The sequence below is a fragment of the Pseudomonas sp. R43(2017) genome, assembly GCF_002112345.1.
GTDB classification, from domain to species: Bacteria; Pseudomonadota; Gammaproteobacteria; order Pseudomonadales; family Pseudomonadaceae; genus Aquipseudomonas; species Aquipseudomonas kribbensis.
Window position 1 is genome coordinate 212413 of the sequence record NZ_NEHJ01000008.1, and the last position, 21537, is coordinate 233949.

At 61.2% G+C, this 21537-nt stretch carries 16 protein-coding genes and 1 pseudogene; 8 read left to right on the forward strand and 9 right to left on the reverse strand.

Annotated elements, in window-relative coordinates:
* Positions 1 to 74 precede the first annotated feature (74 nt).
* Complete coding sequence (locus CAG02_RS22450) at positions 75 to 2435, forward strand: DNA polymerase II (RefSeq protein ID WP_170931636.1); 2361 nt, start codon at positions 75 to 77, stop codon at positions 2433 to 2435.
* Here CAG02_RS22450 and CAG02_RS22455 read toward each other — a convergent pair.
* The 3 genes from CAG02_RS22455 to CAG02_RS22465 all read right to left on the reverse strand — a co-directional run bounded on the left by CAG02_RS22455 (position 2400) and on the right by CAG02_RS22465 (position 4963).
* A complete protein-coding gene (locus tag CAG02_RS22455) occupies positions 2400 to 2870 on the reverse strand; it encodes a DUF1810 domain-containing protein (protein WP_085712507.1) in 471 nt (156 codons plus the stop codon). The two genes, CAG02_RS22450 and CAG02_RS22455, sit on opposite strands and share 36 nt — an antisense overlap.
* Before the next feature lie 29 nt (positions 2871 to 2899).
* Complete coding sequence (locus tag CAG02_RS22460; RefSeq protein ID WP_085712506.1) at positions 2900 to 3721, reverse strand: aldo/keto reductase; 822 nt, start codon at positions 3719 to 3721, stop codon at positions 2900 to 2902.
* A gap of 93 nt (positions 3722 to 3814) precedes the next feature.
* Positions 3815 to 4963 carry an aldose epimerase family protein gene (locus CAG02_RS22465; RefSeq protein ID WP_085712505.1) on the reverse strand — a complete coding sequence of 383 codons (1149 nt, stop codon included), beginning with the start codon at positions 4961 to 4963 and terminating at the stop codon, positions 3815 to 3817.
* Positions 4964 to 5208: 245 nt separating this feature from the next.
* On the opposite strand from CAG02_RS22465, the gene CAG02_RS22470 reads away from it, so the two are divergent.
* The 5 genes from CAG02_RS22470 to CAG02_RS22490 all read left to right on the forward strand — a co-directional run bounded on the left by CAG02_RS22470 (position 5209) and on the right by CAG02_RS22490 (position 9242).
* Positions 5209 to 5958 (forward strand): hypothetical protein, encoded by a 750-nt coding sequence (locus CAG02_RS22470; RefSeq protein ID WP_085712586.1) that lies wholly within the window; start codon positions 5209 to 5211, stop codon positions 5956 to 5958.
* Positions 5959 to 6039: 81 nt separating this feature from the next.
* On the forward strand, positions 6040 to 7254 hold the full coding sequence (locus CAG02_RS22475; RefSeq protein WP_085712504.1) for an MFS transporter: 1215 nt from the start codon (positions 6040 to 6042) through the stop codon (positions 7252 to 7254).
* Between the two features lie 102 nt (positions 7255 to 7356).
* Entirely contained in the window at positions 7357 to 8142 is a 786-nt protein-coding gene (locus tag CAG02_RS22480; RefSeq protein WP_085712503.1) for a sulfite exporter TauE/SafE family protein, read from the forward strand.
* A 13-nt stretch (positions 8143 to 8155) separates the two neighbouring features.
* Positions 8156 to 8497, forward strand: a complete 342-nt coding sequence (locus CAG02_RS22485) for a hypothetical protein (RefSeq protein ID WP_085712502.1) — start codon at positions 8156 to 8158, stop codon at positions 8495 to 8497.
* A gap of 181 nt (positions 8498 to 8678) precedes the next feature.
* Positions 8679 to 9242 (forward strand): DUF4174 domain-containing protein, encoded by a 564-nt coding sequence (locus CAG02_RS22490; RefSeq protein ID WP_085712501.1) that lies wholly within the window; start codon positions 8679 to 8681, stop codon positions 9240 to 9242.
* Between the two features lie 72 nt (positions 9243 to 9314).
* Here the strand turns inward: CAG02_RS22490 and CAG02_RS22495 are convergent, their stop codons facing one another.
* The 4 genes and pseudogenes from CAG02_RS22495 to CAG02_RS22510 form a co-directional block, all read right to left on the reverse strand.
* Positions 9315 to 11456 carry an autotransporter outer membrane beta-barrel domain-containing protein gene (locus CAG02_RS22495; RefSeq protein ID WP_085712500.1) on the reverse strand — a complete coding sequence of 714 codons (2142 nt, stop codon included), beginning with the start codon at positions 11454 to 11456 and terminating at the stop codon, positions 9315 to 9317.
* Positions 11457 to 11553: 97 nt separating this feature from the next.
* Complete coding sequence (locus CAG02_RS22500; RefSeq protein ID WP_085712499.1) at positions 11554 to 15141, reverse strand: ATP-binding protein; 3588 nt, start codon at positions 15139 to 15141, stop codon at positions 11554 to 11556.
* Between the two features lie 3 nt (positions 15142 to 15144).
* Positions 15145 to 15768 carry a response regulator transcription factor gene (locus tag CAG02_RS22505; protein WP_085712498.1) on the reverse strand — a complete coding sequence of 208 codons (624 nt, stop codon included), beginning with the start codon at positions 15766 to 15768 and terminating at the stop codon, positions 15145 to 15147.
* Positions 15769 to 15979: 211 nt separating this feature from the next.
* A pseudogene (locus CAG02_RS22510) lies at positions 15980 to 17113 on the reverse strand (AAA family ATPase); the annotation flags it as partial.
* Positions 17114 to 17656: 543 nt separating this feature from the next.
* Here CAG02_RS22510 and CAG02_RS22515 point away from each other — a divergent pair.
* Complete coding sequence (locus CAG02_RS22515) at positions 17657 to 17929, forward strand: hypothetical protein (protein WP_085712585.1); 273 nt, start codon at positions 17657 to 17659, stop codon at positions 17927 to 17929.
* Between the two features lie 61 nt (positions 17930 to 17990).
* Here the strand turns inward: CAG02_RS22515 and ampC are convergent, their stop codons facing one another.
* On the reverse strand, positions 17991 to 19157 hold the full coding sequence (gene ampC, locus CAG02_RS22520; RefSeq protein WP_085712496.1) for a class C beta-lactamase: 1167 nt from the start codon (positions 19155 to 19157) through the stop codon (positions 17991 to 17993).
* Between the two features lie 160 nt (positions 19158 to 19317).
* On the opposite strand from ampC, the gene CAG02_RS22525 reads away from it, so the two are divergent.
* Positions 19318 to 20193 (forward strand): LysR family transcriptional regulator, encoded by an 876-nt coding sequence (locus CAG02_RS22525; protein WP_085712495.1) that lies wholly within the window; start codon positions 19318 to 19320, stop codon positions 20191 to 20193.
* Here the strand turns inward: CAG02_RS22525 and gudD are convergent.
* Complete coding sequence (gene gudD / locus CAG02_RS22530) at positions 20190 to 21533, reverse strand: glucarate dehydratase (RefSeq protein ID WP_085712494.1); 1344 nt, start codon at positions 21531 to 21533, stop codon at positions 20190 to 20192. The two genes, CAG02_RS22525 and gudD, sit on opposite strands and share 4 nt — an antisense overlap.
* Positions 21534 to 21537: the final 4 nt, after the last annotated feature.

Genomic DNA, 21537 nt, shown 5'->3' on the forward strand with positions numbered 1-21537 from the left:
TGTCAAGCACGCCAACACGAATGCACGAGGGCGCGTAGAATCGCCTCTTCGAATCATTTTCCGAGGTCGCAGTGGTGGATTTACAGCAGGGCTTCGTCCTGACCCGGCATTGGCGCGATACCCCGGCCGGCACCGAAGTCGAGTTCTGGCTGGCGACCGACGCCGGGCCGCGCCGCGTGCGCCTGCCGCATCAGCCGTCGGTGGCGTTCATCCCGGCGGCGCAGCGCGAGCAGGCCGAGCGGGTGCTGGCGGACGAAAAGAACGTCGAACTGCGCCCCCTGGCCCTGCAGGATTTCGAGCATCGCCCGGTGCTCGGGCTGTATTGCCAGCAACACGGTCAGTTGATGCGTCTCGAAACGGCGCTCAACCGCCACAGTGTCGATGTCTTCGAAGCTGATGTGCGACCGCCCGAGCGCTATTTGATGGAGCGTTTCATCACCGCGCCGGTATGGTTCAGTGGCACGCCCGATGCCGAGGGTGTGCTGCTTGACGCCAACCTCAAACCTTCGCCCGACTATCGTCCGCAACTGCGACTGGTCTCGCTGGACATCGAAACCACCGAGCAGGGCGAGTTGTACTCCATCGCGCTGGAAGGCTGCGGTGAGCGACAGGTGTACATGCTTGGCGCGCCGAACGGCGATGACAGCATCGTCGACTTTGATCTTGAGTACTGCGAATCGCGCACGCTGATCCTGAAGAAGCTCAACGACTGGTTTGCCCGCCACGACCCCGACGCGATCATCGGCTGGAACCTCGTGCAGTTCGACCTGCGCATCCTCCATGAACACGCCCGGCGCCTCGGCGTGCCGCTCAAGCTCGGGCGTGGCGGTGAAGAAATGCAGTGGCGCGAACACGGCAGCCGCAATCATTACTTCGCGGCAGCGGCAGGAAGGCTGATCATCGATGGCATCGAATCCCTGCGTTCGGCGACCTGGAGTTTCCCGTCGTTCAGCCTGGAGAACGTCGCCCAGACGTTGCTCGGCGAGGGCAAGTCCATCGACAACCCGTACCAGCGCATGGACGAGATCAACCGCATGTTCGCCGAGGACAAACCGGCGCTGGCCAAGTACAACCTCAAGGACTGCGAACTGGTCACGCGAATCTTCGCCAAGACCGAGCTGCTGAAATTCTTGCTGGAGCGCGCCAGCGTCACTGGCCTGCCGGCGGATCGCAGCGGTGGGTCGGTGGCGGCGTTCACCCATTTGTACATGCCGTTGATGCACCGTCAGGGTTTTGTGGCGCCGAACCTTGGCACCAACCCTCCACAGGCCAGCCCCGGCGGGTTTGTCATGGACTCGCAACCGGGGCTGTACGAATCGGTGCTGGTGCTCGATTACAAGAGCCTTTATCCGTCGATCATCCGTACGTTCCTGATCGATCCGGTGGGGTTGATCGAAGGCTTGCAGCATCCTGACGACAGCGATTCGGTGCCAGGCTTTCGCGGTGCGCGTTTCTCCCGTACCCGGCATTGCCTGCCGTCCATCGTCGCCCGGGTCGCCGAAGGTCGGGAAACCGCCAAGCGCGAACACAACGCGCCGTTGTCCCAGGCGCTGAAGATCATCATGAACGCCTTCTACGGTGTGCTCGGTTCCAGCGGTTGCCGGTTTTTCGATACGCGGCTGGCGTCGTCGATCACCCTGCGTGGTCACGAAATCATGCTGCGCACCCGGCAGTTGATCGAGGCGCAAGGGCATGCGGTGATCTATGGCGATACCGACTCGACATTCGTCTGGCTGCGTCGCCCCCACGGTCAGGAAGAGGCGGCGACCATCGGCCGAGCGCTGGTGCAGCACGTCAACGACTGGTGGCGCGAGCATGTGCGCGAGCAATACGGGCTGGAAAGCGCCCTCGAATTGCAGTTCGAAACCCACTACAAACGCTTTTTGATGCCGACCATTCGCGGTGCGGAGGAGGGCAGCAAGAAGCGCTACGCCGGTCTGGTGACCCGCGCCGATGGCAGCGAGGAAATGGTCTACAAAGGCCTGGAAACCGTGCGCACCGACTGGTCGCTGCTGGCCCGGCAATTCCAGCAGGAACTGTACGAGAAGATCTTCCAGCGCAAGCCGTATCAGGATTACGTGCGCGAGTACGTGCGCAAGACCCTGGCCGGCGAGTTCGACGAGCGACTGGTCTACCGCAAGCGCCTGCGCCGTACTCTCGATGACTACGAACGCAACGTGCCGCCGCATGTTCGTGCGGCGCGACTGGCTGACGATTACAACGCGCAGCACGGTCGCCCGCGGCAATACCAGAACGGCGGCTGGATCAGCTACGTCATCACCCTGGCCGGCCCCGAGCCGCTGGAAGTACGCCGCGCGGCCATCGACTACGACCATTACATCACCCGCCAGCTGCAACCGGTGGCAGATGCGATCCTGCCGTTTGTCGACGACGATTTCTCAACCCTGATCGGGGGGCAACTGGGCCTGTTTTGAGTCCAGCAGTTGCAGGGTCCATTCGTCCTGAATGCCGTGGAAATAACGCTCCAGCGCTTGATGCCAGAGGCTGTCGTCGTCAGCGAACTGGGCGAACAGGGTCATCGATGAGTGGAATTTCAGGTCGTCCGGGTGGCCGAAGATCTCGGCAATCGAACGCTGCGGCACATTGAGCACAAGCTGCGCGCAGGTGCGCAGTCGGGCGCCGAGCAGCTCATGGGCCAGATAGGCCCGGGCTTCACCGGCGGAGCCGATGGCGAAGCGCCGGGACATCTCGCTGCCCCCGAGCCCGGCGAACTGCGGGAACACAAACCACATCCAGTGGCTGCGCTTGCGGCCCTCGCCGAGCTCGCGCTGGACCCGTTCGAACACCGGGTCCTGGGCGAGCACGAAACGTTGCAGGTTGAATGGATCGTCCTGATCAGTGCTTCTCATGGCGAAGCCCTCTGTCAGTCGGCGGTGGCTCAGACCATGGCCAGCCGCTGCTTGCGTTGTGGCGCGTGAAACGCCTGGTCCAGCGCCGCCAGATCCCCGGCATCGAGTTGCAGCTGCGCCGCTTGTGCATTGAGCTGCACGTGTTCCGGGCGCACGGCCTTGGGAATCGCAATCACCCCATCCTGACGCAGAATCCACGCCAGCGAAACCTGTGCCGGGGTCACGCCGTGACGAGCGGCAATCTGTTTCAGCACCGGCTCGGCCAGCATCGCGCCGCCCTGGCCGATCGGGCAGTACGCCATCAGCGGCATGCGCTGTTGTTGGCACCATGGCAGCAGGTCGAATTCGACGCCGCGCTCTTCCAGGTTGTACAGCACCTGATTGGTTGCGCACGCCGATGAAGACAGTTCTTCGAGGTCGTCGACATCGAAATTCGACACGCCCCAGCGACCGATCTTGCCGTCCTCGCGCAGGCGCTCGAAGGCCTCGACGGTTTCGTCCAGCGGATACTGGCCGCGCCAGTGCAGCAGATAGAGGTCGATGTAATCGGTATCGAGCCGGCGCAGGCTGCGTTCGCACGCCTGGGGAATGCCTTTGCGGCTGGCGTTGTGCGGGTAGACCTTGCTCACCAGAAACACTTGATCGCGCAGGCCGGCGATGGCTTCGCCGACCACGCTTTCGGCACCGCCCTCGGCGTACATTTCGGCGGTGTCGATCAGGGTCATGCCCAGCTCGATGCCGCTGCGCAGGGCCGCCACTTCACGCTTGTGCGCAGATCGGTCTTCGCCCATGCGCCAGGTGCCCTGGCCAATCACCGGAACCTGCACGCCAGCCAGTTCGAGGGTACGCATTCAAACCTCCTATCTGAAAACGGTCGATACCTTTAAGTGGGCAGCAGGATAGCCCACGGGTTCCGTCCGGTTCCAGAAAGGAGGCGAGGGTGGCTATTTCGCGGAAAACTTCAACACCACACTCTGCGTGTAGGTCTGTCCCGGATCCAGACGGGTGCTCGGGAAGTTCGGCTGGTTCGGTGAATCCGGGTAGTGCTGGGTCTCCAGGGTGAACGCGCCCCAGTGCGGATAGACCTTGCCACCCTTGCCCTTGACCGTGCCGTCGAGGAAGTTGCTGGTGTAGAACTGCACGCCCGGTTCGTTGGTGAACAGCTGCAAATGCCGACCGGATTGCGGGTCGCTGACTTCGGCGGCGAGTTTGCTGACGTCACCCTTGGTGTCCAGCGCCCAGTTGAAATCGAAGCCGCCGTGTTTCTCTTCGGCGAATTTCAGTTGCGGGTGATCGGCCTTGATGTGCTGGCCGATGGCGGTGGGTTTGGTGAAGTCCATCGGTGTGCCGGTCACAGGCGCAAGCTCGCCGGTCGGGATCAGTTTGGCGGTCACCGGCGTGTAGTGGCTGGCGTGCAGGGTGGCGACCTGCTTGAGGATGTCGCCGTTGCCGGCGCCGGCAAGGTTGAAGTAACTGTGGTTGGTCAGGTTGAGCACTGTCGGTTTGTCGGTGCTGGCCTTGTAGTCGATACGCAGCTCGTTGTTATCAGTCAGGCGGTAGGTCACTTCGGTGGTGAGGTTGCCGGGGAAACCCATTTCGCCATCCGCCGACAAGTACGTCAGGGTCACGCCCACCGAATCCTTGTCCTTGGTTTCCTGTGCCTTCCAGACCTTCTTGTCGAAGCCCTGAGTGCCGCCGTGCAAGGCATTGGTCTTGTCATTCTGCGGCACTTGATAGCGTTTGCCGTCGAGCTCGAAGGCGCCATCGGCCAGGCGATTGCCGAAGCGGCCGATGGTTGCGCCGAAGTATGCGGTGCCTTTCTGGTAACCCTGCACATCGTCGAAACCGAGGACGATGTCGTCGAGCTTGCCGTGTTTGTCCGGCACCTGCAGCGCCTGCAAGGTCGCGCCGTAGGTGATGACCGTGGCCTGCATGCCGTGGCTGTTGCGCAGGATGTATTGCTCGACGGGCGTGCCGTCATTGGTTTTGCCGAAGGCTTTGTGTTCGCTGGACAGGCCGGCGGCCTGGGCGGAAAGGGTGGCGATCATCAGGGACAGTCCGAGGCCGCAGAGTGAGTGTCGGGATTGAAGCATGGTTGACCTTCCTTTTTGTTGTTGTTTTCAAAATCACTAAATAGTCATGCTAATTGGCGTGTGAGTGAAAATTTATAGACGATTAAACGTTTATTGCAAAAATAAAGTCGGACTAAATGCTGATTCGTCGAACGCCGAAAGTCGGGAAAACGCTGCGGCACTGCACTTTTGCGCAATCCCCGGCTCTATCCATGGCCAGGTTGCGGTGACTCCCGCCGCACAGGAATGTGTCCGTCAAAGAATTCATGCCGAGAGTTTTGCCCCACATCGCTGCATTCATTCATCGCCCGTGCCTGTTGCTGGCCTGCCTGTCGACGCTGTTGCTCGGCGCTTGCAGCCATCAGGACGGCAACAATTTCATCAGCCAGATGCGCGAGGGCAGGCCTCAGGAATTTCTCCAGACCAGCGTCGACCGCATGGCCACGCTTGCGATGCGCGACAACCTCGACAGCCTCTATCGCCTGATGGGCAAGTTGTACCTGCGCAACCCGGACGAACTGCGCAAATCCGGCTTCCTCGACATTCGCACGGCGGTCAAGCAAGTGCGGCTGGCCATCGAACAGCAGCAACCGCTGCCGACGCTGGGCGGCAAGAAAGATCTGGCGGCGCTGAGCTACGCCATGAGCCCGGAGTTCCTCGGTGACCGGGTCGGCGCCTTCATCTATGCCATCGGCAGCTTGTTGGTCACGGCCCACGGCAACCGCATCGAGTTCTACATGACCGATGCGATCAACCCGACCTTCGTCAACAACGCCGCACGCAACATCGAGAAAGCCACGTGGATCCTTGCCCAGCGGCAGAACAAGGAAGGCCAGCCGCTGCTGTTCTCCAACGAAATTTCAGAAGAGGGCAGCAACCTGAGCTTCGCCACGGAGTTCGGCAAAGTCGTGGCGCGCCTCGATCTGCTGACCCAGATGCTCGACGAACGCTACCGGCGCATTGGTTTGAATTACGCCCAGAGCTTGCTGTTCTTGAATTTTTTGCCAGTGCAGTGAGCCAAGTCGGGTAGAGTGGCGGACGACTGTGTTTGTATACAATCCGTCGTCCGATTTGACTCAAAGGGAGCTGCACCTGTCATGACCGACCCCGCAAGCGCCGAATTCACGAGCGTGGAACGTGCCACCCGCACCGACAAACTGCCTTACGCCGCGCTGCTGGCGTTTGCCATGACCGGCTTCATCGCCATCCTCACTGAAACCTTGCCGGCCGGTTTGTTGCCGCAGATCGGCGCGGGCCTCAACGTCAGTGAAGTGCTGGCCGGGCAACTGGTGACGCTGTATGCACTGGGCTCGATTGTCGCGGCGATTCCGCTGACGGTCGCCACCCGAGGCTGGGGGCGCAAGCGGGTGCTGCTGATGACGGTCGGCGGGTTTCTGCTGTTCAACACCGTCACCACGTTTTCCACTCATTACGGCGTGACCCTGGCGTCGCGGTTCCTGGCCGGGATGGCGGCGGGGCTGTCCTGGGGGATCATGGCCGGTTACGCGCGCGGGATCGTGCCGGTGCATCAGCAGGGCCGGGCGCTGGCGATTGCCATGCTCGGCACCCCGGTGGCGTTGTCGCTGGGTACGCCGGCCGGCACCTGGCTGGGCAATGTGATCGGCTGGCGCGCCTCGTTCGGGATCATGTCGGCATTGGCACTGGTGTTGGCGGCGTGGATCGTCATCGCGGTGCCTGATCGGCCGGGTCAGGCCCGCGCCGAACGTTTGCCGCTGATGCAGTCACTGCGCTTGCCCGGCGTGCGCCCGGTACTGTTCGTGGTGCTGACCTGGATGCTCGGCCACAACATTCTCTACACCTATATCGCCCCGTTCCTGATGCAGGCCGGCCTCGCCGGGCGGGTCGATCTGGTGCTGCTGGTGTTCGGTCTGTGCTCGCTGCTGGGGATCTGGATCATCGGCCTTTTGGTGGATCGCTGGTTGCGCGGGCTGGCGCTGATCAGCCTTGCGGTGTTTGCCGTGACCGCATTGGTGCTGGCGCTGGCCGCACCGTCGCCGTGGCTGATCTATGCCTGCATGGCGGTGTGGGGATTGTCGTTCGGTGGCTCGGCAACGTTGCTGCTCACCGCTGCAGCGGACTCTGCCGGTGACCATGTCGATGTGGTGCAGGCGATGCTCACCACCTCGTGGAACGTGGCGATTGCCGGCGGCGGATTGTTTGGCGGGTTGCTGCTGGACCGGGCGGGAGCGATGTCGTTTCCGTGGGCGCTGTTGATTTTGTCGCTGATCGCGCTGACCACGGTGTGGATAAATTCCACCCACAGTTTCAAACCTGGCCGCCGGCAACACTGAAGCACGAAATGGCATAACGATAGATCGGATCGATATAGGTGGTTATAAGAAAAATCGCTATGCTGCGGGCCAGATTTTTCCTGTCGTCTTCTGGATGTCTTCATGGAATTGGCAAATTTCGGCCTGGTGATTGCCGGGCTGGTGGTGGGCTTTATCGTCGGCATGACCGGTGTCGGCGGCGGTTCGTTGATGACGCCGATCCTGCTGTGGTTCGGCATCAACCCGGCCACGGCGGTGGGCACTGACCTGCTGTACGCCGCCATCACCAAATCCAGCGGCGTGCTGGTGCACAGGAAGAACAAGAACATCGATTGGGCCATCACCGGCTGGCTGACCCTGGGCAGTGTCCCGGCGGTGGCGATGACCTTGTGGTTCCTCAGCACCCTGCACACCGCGCCGGATGCGATGAACGCCATCATCAAGCAGGCGCTGGGCTACGTGCTGTTCGCCACGGCGATGGCGATTCTGTTCAAGAAACGCCTGCTGGAATTCGCCCACAAACGCGCCGGCGGCAACTACAACCCCAGCGGCACTCGCTTGAATATCATGACGGTGATCACCGGCCTGATCCTCGGCACCATGGTCGCCCTGACCTCCATCGGCGCCGGCGCCCTCGGCACCGTCGCGCTGTTCATCCTCTATCCGCTGCTGCCGACCCGCCGTCTGGTCGGCACCGAAATCGCCCACGCCGTACCACTGACTTTGGTCGCCGGCCTCGGCCACGCGAGCATGGGCAACATGGACTGGGGCGTGCTGGGCTTCCTGCTGGTGGGTTCGCTGCCGGGCATCTGGCTCGGCAGCCACCTGACCGGTCGGGTCTCCGATGAACTGCTGCGTCCGTGCCTGGCGACGATGCTGGTGTTGATCGGTTACAAACTGGCGTTCTGATCGGCAGGCAGCCATGAGCGAAACAACATTCCATTGCAATGGCCGCCTCGCCATTACGGTCGAGCCCCGGGAAATGCGCATGAGCCACTGGTTCTACGCGCCGCGGGTGGTCGATCGACAGCGCAATCAGACGCTGCTGGACTTGAGCGCAAGCCAGTGGGATCTGATCTCCAGCGAAGAAACAGCCGACGGCATCGACCTGTTGCTGCGCAAGTATCCGGGTGACATGCCTGCGGTGACCTTGAGCGTCAGCCTCGCTGACGGAGCGCTGCGGCTTGAAGGCCGACGTGTCGATTCGTCCGGGCTGGAAGCGGCGTTGGATTTGGTACTGCTCCAGGCGAGCACTTCTGGCTGAATCGTCATCCCGATACGGTCATAAAAGGTAATCAAATGCGCGACATGATCGAGCGCATGCGGTTGCGCAAAATCGTTGCTGACCTACGCTTTGAACAAGGCGAAACATATTTGCCGGACAACCCCGGAACAATCGCCACGATGCGCAATCATTAGAGCGTGGATATCAAAAGGAGATGCGCATGCTCATCAGGTCATTGACCCTGACACTCTTGCTGGCGATTGCCGGCCCCTTGTTCGCCGGGGACAACGATTCCCCTCTGGATGTCGACAAAGGCAACTACCGCCCCTTGATCGTCATCGCCAGCAGTACGGTCGACCCGGTCTGGGTGAGCCTGAAAAAGTCCCTTGAGGACCCGGCCAACAAGCAGGGGATCGCCGACCGCAAGCTCAAGGTCTACACCATCCTCAATATGGCCGGGCAGCTCGACGGCAAGGATCTTGGCCAACAGGACACCATGGCGTTGCTGCGCTCGCTGAAGCTGGGCGCCGGGGCCTATCCGAAAGTCTTTCTGATGGGCAAGGACGGGGAAACCAAACTGTCGGCCGCCGGGGAGGAGGCGAAGTCGGTGGACCTGAAGAAAGTCTTCGACACCATCGATGCATTGCCGGCCGCCGAAAAGGAACTGGTCGCCGCGCCTCCACCTCCAGCGGCCACCGAGGCGGCACCGGCCAAGGGAACGAAGAACGGCAAACCGGCAAAACCTGCGAAACCAACCAAGCCGCCGGAAATGCCGGACGATTGAGAGCGTGGCTCGGCTGGAATGAACAGAAAATGGCGAACGGATTTACCGTTCGCCATTTTTATTGCCCATTCATTACCAGTTGTAGCGATACCCGACATTCACCGCCCAGGGCTGTTCGATATCACTGCCTTTGGCGTACTGCCCCTCGACATACACATGGTGGTTTTGCGCTGCCGTCAGCATCAACCCGCCACCCAGTTCCGCTCGTGATCCGGGCAGGCGACTGTCCAGGCGTGCGCCGTTGACCTTCACTTCGCTGTCGCCGGCATGTTCGGTGACCCACGCGGCCTTGACGTACGGTTTGATCCGCAGGCCCTTGTCCAGTTGCAATTCGCGCCCGAACTGCGCACCGACCCGACTCTGCACCGAGGTCAGCGCATCCTGCTGTACATCCAGTCCATTGCTGGCGGTGTAACGTCCGCCGCTGATGTGCGTGACCTGCACGCCGACCTGAGGTTCGACGAACCAGTCCCGGCCCAGATCGATGACCTTGCCGATCTGCGCCTCGGCACTGACGGCGTGGTTGTCGTAATGGGCCTTGACCGGTTCGCCGAGGTTGCTGGTGATCTTGATCTCATTGTTCAGCCGCGAATATTTCAGGGCGCCGTCGACATACAACCCGCCCTGATCCTGATAGCTGGCGTAGGCACCCAGCGTGGTGCTGTCGATCGTGCCTTTACTGCGCTCACCGAAATCCTGGCGGCCCTGACCCTGGCCGAACAGGGCGCCGACATACAACGTTCCACTGGCCATCGGCAGCGCAGTGTCGGCACCGATTTCCATGCCGTTGGCCTGTTGCTGAAAAGCGCGGCTGGTGCGGGTGTCGAGTTTTTGTTCGGCACCGTAACCCCGGGCCCAGATGCCGCCCTGATCCTTGCCCGAACGCAAATCGGAAAAGTGCTGTCGGGTGCTGCCGTTTTGCGCATCGAGCAATGCGGCAGTGGCGGCCTGGTTGGCGACGGCGGCGTTCGCACCTTTACTCAGAATCTGTGATTGCGGCTGAGGCTGAAGCTGCGGTGTCGCTGGCGGTTGAATCACTACCGGTTGCACCACGGCTTCCGGTTGGTCATCGACCGGTGGAACCTGCGGCTCCTGGATACTTTCATCCGGAGTGCTGATCGCCGGTTTGCCCAGATACCAGTCATTCCCCTGTTTCTGCAGCGAGTAGCGGTAGGCCCCGGCATCGACCGTGCCGCCGAACAGCTGGAAATCACCATTGCCGCCATTGCCCTCGACCATTTTCAGAGCCTGCTGTGCGCCACTCGGTGCATTGCCGGAATCCGCCACCACCAACGTGTGCAGATCGCTGATCGGGCCTTGCACCTTGAGCAGATCACCGCGCAACGACGCCAGATCGGTGTTCATTGCAAACGTTCCGTTGCCGGTCAGCGGGCCGTTGATGGTCAGGGTGTGAAATGCCCCGGTGACGGCGGGGTCGGCAAACTCGACCCGGCCATCGAGGCGATTGGCTCCGTTCAATGCGGCGTCACCCTTGAGGCGCAGCAGGGCGCCGTCGTTCAGCGTGGTGTCGCTGGCGGTGGCTGCGGCGCCCAGCACCATCAAGCCGCCCTGATTGACCGTGGTATTGGAGACCGTCGTGCCGGCCACGCTGGTCATGGTGCCGCCCAGATTGATCCGCGTATCGTCGACCGATGCGGTGTCGTTGACCGCCAGTTCGCCGCCGGCATTGACCGTGGTCTGTTGCGCATGACCATTCTGGTAGACAGTCATCAGGCTGTTGGCGACGCGGGTATTTTTGGCCTGCGCATCGCCGTAGACATACATCTGGCCACCGTCGAGTCGGGTGTCGCTGACTGCGGCGTTTTGCGTCACTTCAAAAAAGCCGTCGTTGACCCGGGTCGTCAGCGCTGTGGCTGACCCGGTCAATAGCAGGATGCCGTCGTCCATCAGCGTATCGGTCAGCTTCGCGCTGTCCTGGGCGTGCAGTCTGCCGCTGTCCTTGATCGTGGTGCCGCTTGCCACGCTCTCCTCCAGCAACTGAAGCGTTCCCAGACTTACCGTGCTGTCGGTCAGTGTTGCGCCGGTGCCGGCGTAAACCGTCAAACCGTTATCCACCAACAGGTTGCTCTGTGGCGAAGTCAGGCAAGGTTGACTGTCGCAACTGGCAGCCTGCGCCACCATGGGCGCGGCACTGAGCACCAGCAGGGCACCCGAAAGTGATACCCGAGAAAACCGTACATTCAACGCAAGCATGATGATCCGCCGACAACCGCTATAAGAGGCGGCGAATTCTGCTCAGGCGAGTGGTCGGGGTAACGCAGGCACTTCCCAAGTTTCTGTAGGAAGCGTCCTACACGGAAGCGCTGTGCAAGGCCACTTGCAGGTGCGACTGCAAACGCTTCATCTGCTGCCCGAAGGCTTCGAACAAGCGGTGCACTTCCTGGCGCGTGGTGCTGACTTCGCAGGTCGCTTCCAGTTGTTCGCATGCAGCGATCAACGGCGCAGCATGAATGATCCGCGCGCTGCCGAGGATCTTGTGGCAGCAGCGTTTCATCCCGGAAAAATCACCGGCCTGGAACAGCGCCTGCATGGTTTCGAAATCTTCCTGATTGGTGCGCAGTACGGTGGCGAGCAGTTGCCGGGTCATGCTCAGGTCGCCTGCGGTGATGGCGGTGACCTTCGACAGATCGAAGCACGGCGCAGTGGCCTGCATGGCCCGCTCGGCCTCGCGCAGGTAGCGTTCGAGCACAGGGCGGGTGAGGGGTTTGAACAGGCAGTCGTTCATTCCGGCCTCGAGGCAGCGCTGGATTTCCTCGGGGCGGGCATTGGCCGTCAGCCCCAGAACATGGGTCGGTGCACGGCCTTCGGCGGCTTCGATGGCGCGCAACTGGCGGGTCATCTTGTCGCCGTTGAGCAGCGGCATGTTGCAGTCGGTGATCAGGTAATCAAAGGTGTCTTCCCGCCACAGGCGCAGGCCTTCGATGCCGTTTTCGGCGCAGGTGACACGCATGCCCAGGGACTCCAGTTGACGCTGCAGCACCACGCGGTTGAACTCGTGATCCTCGACGATCAACACGTGGCGCACAGGCAGTGGCGGCAGCGTTTCTTCGTTGGTTGCTGGAGTTGCCTCGTCATCCGGCAGGCGTTTGACCGGCAGTTCCAGGGTGAAGCAGGCGCCTTGTCCCGGCTGACTCTCGCAGGTCAGCCGGCCGCCCATCAGCTCGGTCAATTGGCGGCAGATCGACAGCCCGAGACCGCTGCCGACCTGAGCCTCACGATCACCGACCTCGAATTGAGTGTAGGGCTGGAACAGGCGCTGGCGCTGCTGTTCGTCGAGGCCGCTGCCGGTGTCGTGCACCGCCAGGCGCAGTCGGGCCAGTTCGCCGTCGGGCTCCAGGCGCAGCTCGACCGTAACGGTTCCCTGAGCGGTGAACTTGATCGCGTTGCTCAGCAGGTTGGAAAGAATCTGCCGAAAGCGCAGCGAATCCAGCTCTACGGCGCTGTCGGCGTGGTCACTGATGAAGTTCAGCTCGAGGTTTTTCTGCCGGGCCAGGCTGGCGAATCCCTCGATCACCGTGCGCGCCAACGGTTCGGGATGGCAGCGGCTGTTGCGCAGTTCGAACTGGCCGGCCTCGATTCGGGTCAGGTCGAGAATTTCGCCGATCAGTTCCATCATGCCGCCGGCGGATTGCTGGGCGATATCGATCAGTTCGGTGTCGTCCGGACGCGGTGCGGACTGGTGACGCAGCAGTTCGAGCACGCCGATCAATGCGCTCATCGGTGTGCGGATCTCGTGGCTCATCACCGCCAGGAAATGGCTCTTGCCGCGGTTGGCCGCCTCGGCCTGATGTTTGGCCGCGAGCAAGGCGTGTTGCAGATGCTGCTGTTCGGTGAAGTCGATCCAGCCGCCGATCACGCCGGTCATGGTCCCGTCGGAATCACGGTAGGGCAGGGCCCAATGGTAGATGTGATAGGTCTTGTCCTTGACCGTCATGGTGAAGCTGTCGAACGAGGGTTCACCGCTTTCCAGCGTGGCGCGGTGGATGCGTTTGTACTGGTGGGCAGTGTCCAGCGGCAGGATGTTCGCCTCGATCAGGCCTTTGTTCAGCACTTGCTGCGGCTCGACTTCCATCACTTGCAGATACGCGCGGTTGCAGCTCAGCAGCAGCCCTTTGCGGTCACGCACGTAGATCGGGTGCGGCGTGCCGTCGACCAGCACCTGCATGAACAGCAACTGATCGCTCAAGGCTTTTTGAGCCTTTTGCCGCTCGGCGATCTGCCGGCGCAGACCCAGGTTCCACGCCAGAATGACCAGCAGCACGGTCAGCAGCGCCAACACCGCACGTAGAATCCAGTTCTTGTAAGTGCTCCAGGTGTCCTGGCTTTCCTGGGAATTCTGCCAGCGGCTGGCCAGGTCACTTAACTCGTCCGGGGCGATATCGAGCAGTGCCTTGTCGAGAATCGAAACCAGCATGGCGTTCTGTTTGCCGGTGGCAAAACCGATCAGCGCCGGTTGTGCACCGAGTACCGAATCGATTTGCAGGCGACCGCGAAAGAATCGGTCGATCAAATATGCCGCGCCCATTTGCGGCTGGATCACGCCATCGACCTGGCCTTCGGCGAGCAGCTCATAGGTCTCGATCGGCGTGTCGACCTGCACGGTGCGGATATCCGGCCACTCGCGCTCCAGCCAGTTGGCGGCGGCCGAATCCTTGATGATCGCGACGCGCCGCCCCTTGAGGCCCGCAAGACCCGGGCGTTCCGCTTGGGTGCGGGTGACCAGGACGAACGGATTGATCGCATAGGGCCGGGAGAACGCCAGATGTTCCTCGCGACGGGCGCTGTAGGTCATTGCCCCGATCAGGCTGGGTGGATCCCGTTGCGCGCGACCGGTCACGGCGTCGATGGAGGACATCTTGCTTGGCCGGAACGTCAGGCCGGTGCGGTCATTGATGGTTTCCAGCAGATCGGCGGCCATGCCCCTGAGCTGGCCTTCGTTGTCGAAGAAACTGAACGGTGAATACAAGTCATTGGCCAACACTTCGATCTGCGGATGGTCCTTGATCCACTGCTGTTCGGCAGCCGTCAGTTGCAGGCGGTTGTAACCGAGTTTCGGGTTGGCGCCGATGCCCCAGCGCCGGGCGATGACCGTGCGTTCCTGCGGCGTGATCTTCGCCATCGCGGCATTGAGCAGGTTCAGCAGCCGCGTATTTTCCTGCTGCGTGGCAAAACTGAAGCCCAGGCCTTCGGAGTCGCGCTGGATGGTCTGTTTCAGGCTCTGCTGGTAACTGCGTTCGAGCAGGTATTGCGCGGAAATCGCATCGGTCAGCAGCACCGTGCCTTCGCCATAGGCTACCCGGCCGAGGCCTTGCTGGGTCGAGCCGACCGCTTGAAGAGGATGACCGGGGAACAGCGACGCCACCCGTTCCTCGGTAATCCAGTCCTGGTCGAACAGCACTGTGGTGCCGGCCGGTAACCGGTCATTCGGCCAATGGGTGCCGAAATGGCTGATCAACACGGCCTGATCGTACGCGTAGGGCGCACTCAGGCGCAGATCGTTGTAGTTCGCTTCGAGGTGGTTGATGCGCGGGACCAGATCGACATCGCCCCGTTGCAAGGCGGCGAGGGCATCCGACTGACTGTCGTATTGCTCGACTTCCACGCGCAGGCCGAGGCTGCGAGTCAGCAGGTCAAGATAGTCGGCCGACAGCCCTTCGTAATCCTTTTGATTGGCGGTGATGTCCAGCGGCGGTCGATCCGGCGCATAGACCCCGGCGCGCAACACGGTTTTGTTGGTCAGCCATTGGTGCTGGGCGCTGGTGAGGGGCAGGTCGAGCCGGTCGTCCCCTGCACGGCTGAGCAGGTTCAGCGGCCCGGCATTCGCCGCAAGCGTCAGCAGCGCAAGGCTCAACGCGCCCAGCCATCGCCCGAACCTCATGGTTCAGACCAGGTGATTGCGTTTGGCGAAATCGATCAGCTCAAGCAACGTGCCTGCGTTGAGTTTCTGCATCAGACGGGTCTTGTAGGTACTGATGGTCTTGTTGCTGAGCAGCATGTCATCGGCGATCTGCTTGTTGCTCTTGCCTTGGGCCAACCCGTGCAACACCTTGAGCTCACGGCGCGACACGCCATCGAGCAGTTGTGCATCGTCTCGGGCAAAGTCGCTGGCCCGCACCGAGTTCAGCGCATTGACCGGAAACCACGTCTTGCCACTGGCCACCGCTTTGAGCGCGGTGACGATCTCCACTGGATCATCGACCTTCGACAAAAACGCCGACACCCCGGCCCGCAGGCATTGCGCCGCGTAGGCCTGGCTTTTCAACCCGGTGTGCACCAGCACATGGGCCTTGCTGCCGCCGATGCGCAAGCGGTCGATCACCGCCATGCCATCGAGCTGCGGGATATCCAGGTCGAGCACAATCGCATCGGGCCTGAGCGCAAACGCCTGGCTCAACGCATCCACACCGTTGTCGCACTCACCCACAACCTCATGGCCCTCGCGGGCCAGAATCATCCCGATCGCCATGCGCACTACCGCGTGATCATCGACCAACAGCACTTTCATGGATCAACCCTCAGGCCCTGTTTCAGCATAGTCCGCGGGGGCTGACGAGCCCGGCGGATCGGATGCGTGGTGGTGGGGCGGTGAAAAAAAGGCGCGATCCTACAAGGTTTACGGGGGGAAGCAATGGGAGGTGTCGTGCAGAGGTATCTTTGGCGCTGGGGTGTAACTTTTTGTCAGGGGGGAGGGGCATTACCCCTTAACCGCCATTGAACTCGTGAAGTTCACCCTCTCTCAAGGCATAAACCAGAGCCTCTTTTGCATCCGCGATGACCAAGGGAGACTGGGTTGTCAGCACGAATTGGCAGTTCGGAAATGTTTTGCTCAACCGCTGGATAAGGTTGAACTGCCATTCCGGATGCAGGTGAAGATCCACTTCATCGATAAGTACGATGCCTTCGCCGTGGAGCGGATTGTCCAGTGACGGGTTCATCATGGCCAGTCGGCGGGCGATGTCACCGACCAGCGCCAGCATCGACTTTTCGCCTTGCGACAATTGGACGACATTGAAAGTGACGCCGTCCTTGTCTATCGCCATGTGCAGGCGAGGTTGTCGCTGTACTCGCAGGTTGCTGAAGCCCGGCATGAAGGCCGCGATGGCGCAGCGGACGGCCGTCAGTTGGGAGTCGCGAGACGAAGCTTTGAGATTGGATAACGTCTTCCAAGCTTCGCTCTCGGCACCCAGCTTTCGAGCTATTTCGTTCAATGCGGAATCGGAAATGCCGGACTCGTTTTCGCTGTCTTCACGCTCCCGAAACCATTCAAAGAAGTGGCGAAAGTCGGTGCTGTATTTCAGTGAGTCGTCGTAGCCCGCCAGTTGATCGAAGGTTTGTCCGCTTTTGATTTTCAGCGGGATTTCGAGAACCGAGCGCTCCACCGGATAGTAGGCGATCAGGGGAAGTGAGGCGTTGTCCCCGGCTGTCAGCAGGGCGCGATAGTGATCGGCGAGCAGATTTACGTCTTCCAAGGAGCTGCGCAGAGTAGCTTTCCCTTCCTGTTTGCTGTGTGACATGCCCCATACGAATACATCGTCTTCTTCATCGGGATCAGACTCGGCATTGACTCGGGGATGTGCAGGTTCTGCTACCGCGATCGAGACGATGGCAGCAGAAGTCCCGTTGCGAATGTATTCCTCTGCGATATGGCTGCCATTGCCTTTTCGGGTGCGAATTCTCGCTATCAGCCAGCTCAGGCAGGTGGTGAGCGCTTTCAGCAGAGTGGTTTTGCCTTCGCCATTGATTCCCACGAATACGGTGACGCGGGAAGGGGATCCGGAAAGAGGAGCCAAATGAACGGTGATGTCATTGAACCGACCGACATTTGTGAGTTTGAGGCTGTTGATCTTCACTAATCCCCCTCTGTTTTTCAGTCGCTCAGATGTTTGGCGAAAGTCATCTCATCCGCGATAACCGGGTAATGCGATGCAGTTTAGATGCATCTCTTTCAGCCGGTCACCTTTGAGAATCATTGCTGAATGTGCCCGGAAATTTACGCGGTAACACCCTTCAAAACCGTCGGACGTTTCCTTCAAAGCGCGGTGGCGTTGGTGAACTGGTGGCTTGAGTCGTACGCCGATAACCTCATTGGGCCGCTGCAAAATCAGCGGTCGGATGTGGAAGTCCGGTGAATCCCGAAAGCGCATGTGCGCCTGTAAACACTTGTTGGCGCCTTTTATGCCAACATTGTTTGCTTATGGCAGCTATGCGCAGGAGCACTCTTGAGTGCACCGGGTTTTTTCGGGGTCCCGGACTTCCACACCTGCGCAAAGCTGCCACCCTCTCGTGGAAGGGAGCTCGGCAGTTTTTTCTCTAACTGCACGAGATCTTCACATATGAAAAAATTTGATTCGAACGGACCCGAAACTTCCGCGAACCCAGAGTCCCCCGAACACATCGCCAACCCCAAACCCCGCTACATCCCCATCACCGGCATCGACTGCCAGATCCCCTGTCTCCTGATCGACCGCGAAGCCCCGGTAGACGTACTCCACGGCACCGCTGCATACCGATTACGTAGCGTGACCCAATTGCTGGAAACCATTTCGCTCGGAGAAGGCACCGGCCACGACGCCTTGTTGCTGCAGGACTTCGCCCGGGTGTTGGCAATCCCTCTGCGCGACAGCTGCGACCTGATGGATGTACTGGGCTGGAAGCTACAGGCGTAGTTTTCAAACCCTCAAACAAAAACGGGCGACCTTCTCAGGTCGCCCGTTTTTTATGGCGTGATTACCGGGTCAACTCACCCAGAATCCTGTGCGCGATTTTCACCCGCTCACCATTCGGATAATTGCGGTTGGCCAGAATCACGATCCCGACGTTCTTCGACGGCACGAACGCCACATATGCGCCGAAGCCACCGGTAGCGCCGGTCTTGTTCAGCAGCACATTCGCCGGCTCAGGTTGTGGCGGATTCAGCCATTTGACCTTGTGCGGTTCCATGGCCATCGGCGTCGAGTTGCCGTCCAGCAGGCGTTCGAGGCTGATCGGGTAGGCGTAGCGTTCCCAGCCCAGGCCCTGGGTCATGTCGCCGACGGTGTAGTAGCCGGTGTGGGTGAGGGCGATGGCTTTTTGCAGGGGTGTTTCGAGTTTGGCGCTGTCGAGGTTGGCCTGAACGAATTGCAGCAGATCTGAGGTGCTGGTTTTCACACCGTAGGCTTCGGAGTCGAGGGCGCCGGGGCTGACTCGAATCGGTTTGTTGTTCTTGTCATAGCCCTGGGCATAGAGCTTTTGTTCAGACGCGGGCACCGACAGGAAGGTGTGCTTGAGTCCGAGTTTCGGCAGCAGGGTTTCGATCATGATCTGATCGAACGGCTGGCCGAGGCTTTTCGCCGCCAGGAAACCGAACAGGCCGATGCTCGGGTTGGAGTACAGGCGCTGGCTGCCGGCCGGATAAGTCGGTTTCCACTGTTGGTAATAGCCGAGCATCTTGTCGGAAGAATCTGCGGCATCCGGGAATTGCAGCGGCAGGCCGCCGGCGCTGTAGGTGCCCAGTTGCAGCAGGCTGATCTGGTCGAAGGCACTGCCTTTCAGCTCGGGCCAGTGCTGGCTGGCCTTGTCGGAGAATTCCAGTTTGCCGCTGGCCTGGGCGTAGGCGCCGAGGGTCGCGGTGAAAGTTTTGCTCACCGAGCCGATTTCGAACAGGGTGTTTTCACTCACCGCTTGCCCGGTGCTCTTGTCGGCAACACCGTAGTTAAAGTAATGCGCCTTGCCATCGACGGTCACGGCCACGGCCAGGCCCGCGATATCCTGTTTCTGCATGACCGGTGTCACGGTGGCCTTCACCAGCGCCTGCAACTGATCGTCGGTTTGCGGGGCGGCCAGGCAGGTGGCGGCACTGAAGAAAAGTCCGAAAGCGCAGAGGGACTTGAGTTTGTTCAGGTTGATCGAAAACATGCTTGGGCCACTCTCCATGAGTGTTGATGGTGTTATCCCGCTACACTGCGAGCGTTTTCCGTCGGGCCGGCTGATCGGCGCCGCCAAATCTAAGCAGTCCGGCGTCTTTCGACAAACGATGAAAACTCGGACGAGCCATTAGAAAAATTTGGGACTGGGCATGATTCGACCTCAATTGCCTTTGAATGCATTACGCGCCTTCGAAGCTTCTGCGCGTCATTTGAGCTTCACTCGCGCCGCCGTGGAGCTGTGCGTGACCCAGGCCGCCGTCAGCCATCAGGTCAAAAGCCTGGAGGCGCAACTCGGCGTGATCCTGTTCAAACGCCTGCCCCGTGGGCTGATGCTGACCGGCGAGGGCGAAACCCTTCTGCCGGTGCTGACCACGTCGTTCGATCATATCGCGCAGATGCTCGAGCGTCTGGCGGGCGGGCAGTATCGGGAAATGCTCACGGTTGGTGCGGTGGGTACTTTCGCGGTGGGTTGGTTGTTGCCGAGGCTGGCGGACTTTCAGGCGAAACATCCGCTCATAGATTTGCGGCTGTCGACCAACAACAACCGGGTGGACGTCGCCGCCGAAGGGCTGGATTACGCGATCCGGTTTGGCGCCGGGGCGTGGCACGGTATCGAGGCGACCCGGTTGCTGGAGGCGCCGTTGACAGTGCTGTGTGTGCCGGAAATCGCCCGGCAACTGCACACGCCGGGGGATCTTTTGCAGCAGCGTCTGCTGCGATCCTATCGCACTGATGAGTGGCCGGAATGGTTTCACGCGGCCGGTCTGGCGACCCATGCCGCCCCGCCCCAAAGCATCGTGTTCGACTCGTCGCTGGCGATGATGGAGGCGGCGTTGCAGGGCGGCGGGGTGGCACTGGCGCCGCCGTTGATGTTTGCCCGGCAACTGGCGGCGGACCTGATCCGCCAACCCTTTGCCATCGAAATCACCACCGGCAGCTATTGGCTGACGCGATTGCAGTCACGGCCGGAGACCTCGGCTATGGCGGCGTTCAGACACTGGTTGCTGGAGGCCGCGCAGGCTTAGCGCACCAGACACGGACGCTTGTTATCGAACGTCCAGCCCGGAATGAGAAACTGCATCGCCACGCTGTCATCCCGCGCGCCGAGTCCCATGCCTTTATAGAGTTCGTGGGCCCTGGCCACCTGATCCATGTCCAGTTCCACGCCCAGCCCCGGTTTCTTCGGCACCTGCACGCAGCCGTCGACGATTTGCAGCGGCGCCTTGGTCAGGCGCTGGCCGTCCTGCCAGATCCAGTGGGTGTCGATGGCGGTGATGTCGCCCGGCGCGGCGGCCGCCACATGGGTGAACATCGCCAGGGAAATATCGAAATGGTTGTTGGAGTGCGAGCCCCAGGTCAGGCCCCATTCGTGACACATCTGCGCCACGCGCACCGAGCCCTGCATGGTCCAGAAATGCGGGTCGGCCAACGGAATGTCCACCGACTGCAACTGGATTGCGTGGCCCATTTCGCGCCAGTCGGTGGCGATCATGTTGGTGGCGGTTTTCAGGCCGGTGGCGCGGCGGAATTCAGCCATCACTTCACGGCCCGAATAACCGTTTTCCGCGCCGCACGGGTCTTCGGCGTAGGCCAGCACATGATGCTGGTCGCGGCACAGACGGATCGCTTCTTTCAGTGACCAAGCGCCGTTCGGGTCGAGGGTGATGCGGGCATCGGGAAAGCGCTCGGCCAGTGCGGTCACCGCTTCGATTTCGGCATCGCCGCTGAGCACGCCGCCCTTGAGCTTGAAGTCCTTGAAGCCATAGCGCGCATGGGCAGCCTCGGCCAGACGCACCACGGCGTCGGCGGTCATGGCTTTCTCGTGACGTACGCGGAACCAGTCGTTGTCGGCATCCGGTTCGCTGCGGTAGGCAAGGTCGGTTTCCCGGCGGTCGCCCACGTAGAACAGATAACCGAGCATCTTCACTTCGTCGCGCTGCTGGCCTTCGCCGAGCAATGCCGCCACCGGCACGTCGAGGTGCTGGCCGAGCAGGTCGAGCAGGGCGGCTTCGAGGCCGGTGACCGCGTGAATGGTGATGCGCAGGTCGAAGGTCTGCAGGCCACGGCCGCCGGCGTCACGGTCGGCGAAGGTCTGGCGGACCTGATTGAGGATCTTTTGATATGTGCCGATCGGGCTGCCGACCACCAGGCTGCGGGCGTCTTCCAGCGTCTGGCGGATACGTTCGCCGCCGGGCACTTCACCGACGCCGGTGTGGCCGGCGTTGTCCTTGAGAATGACGATGTTGCGGGTGAAAAACGGCCCGTGGGCGCCGCTCAGATTGAGCAACATGCCGTCGTGGCCGGCCACCGGGATGACTTGCATTTCGGTGATGATCGGGGCTTTGGCGATGTCGTGTGCGGTCATTTGG

Coding starts and splice junctions, on each gene's coding strand:
- CAG02_RS22500 (WP_085712499.1), bottom strand. CDS start 15,141: ATGAGGTTCGGGCGATGGCTGGGCGCGTTGAGCCTTGCGCTGCTGACG.
- gudD (WP_085712494.1), bottom strand. CDS start 21,533: ATGACCGCACACGACATCGCCAAAGCCCCGATCATCACCGAAATGCAA.
- CAG02_RS22505 (WP_085712498.1), bottom strand. CDS start 15,768: ATGAAAGTGCTGTTGGTCGATGATCACGCGGTAGTGCGCATGGCGATC.
- CAG02_RS22490 (WP_085712501.1), top strand. CDS start 8,679: ATGCTCATCAGGTCATTGACCCTGACACTCTTGCTGGCGATTGCCGGC.
- ampC (WP_085712496.1), bottom strand. CDS start 19,157: ATGTTTTCGATCAACCTGAACAAACTCAAGTCCCTCTGCGCTTTCGGA.
- CAG02_RS22460 (WP_085712506.1), bottom strand. CDS start 3,721: ATGCGTACCCTCGAACTGGCTGGCGTGCAGGTTCCGGTGATTGGCCAG.
- CAG02_RS22465 (WP_085712505.1), bottom strand. CDS start 4,963: ATGCTTCAATCCCGACACTCACTCTGCGGCCTCGGACTGTCCCTGATG.
- CAG02_RS22470 (WP_085712586.1), top strand. CDS start 5,209: ATGCCGAGAGTTTTGCCCCACATCGCTGCATTCATTCATCGCCCGTGC.
- CAG02_RS22455 (WP_085712507.1), bottom strand. CDS start 2,870: ATGAGAAGCACTGATCAGGACGATCCATTCAACCTGCAACGTTTCGTG.
- CAG02_RS22525 (WP_085712495.1), top strand. CDS start 19,318: ATGATTCGACCTCAATTGCCTTTGAATGCATTACGCGCCTTCGAAGCT.
- CAG02_RS22495 (WP_085712500.1), bottom strand. CDS start 11,456: ATGCTTGCGTTGAATGTACGGTTTTCTCGGGTATCACTTTCGGGTGCC.
- CAG02_RS22475 (WP_085712504.1), top strand. CDS start 6,040: ATGACCGACCCCGCAAGCGCCGAATTCACGAGCGTGGAACGTGCCACC.
- CAG02_RS22480 (WP_085712503.1), top strand. CDS start 7,357: ATGGAATTGGCAAATTTCGGCCTGGTGATTGCCGGGCTGGTGGTGGGC.
- CAG02_RS22485 (WP_085712502.1), top strand. CDS start 8,156: ATGAGCGAAACAACATTCCATTGCAATGGCCGCCTCGCCATTACGGTC.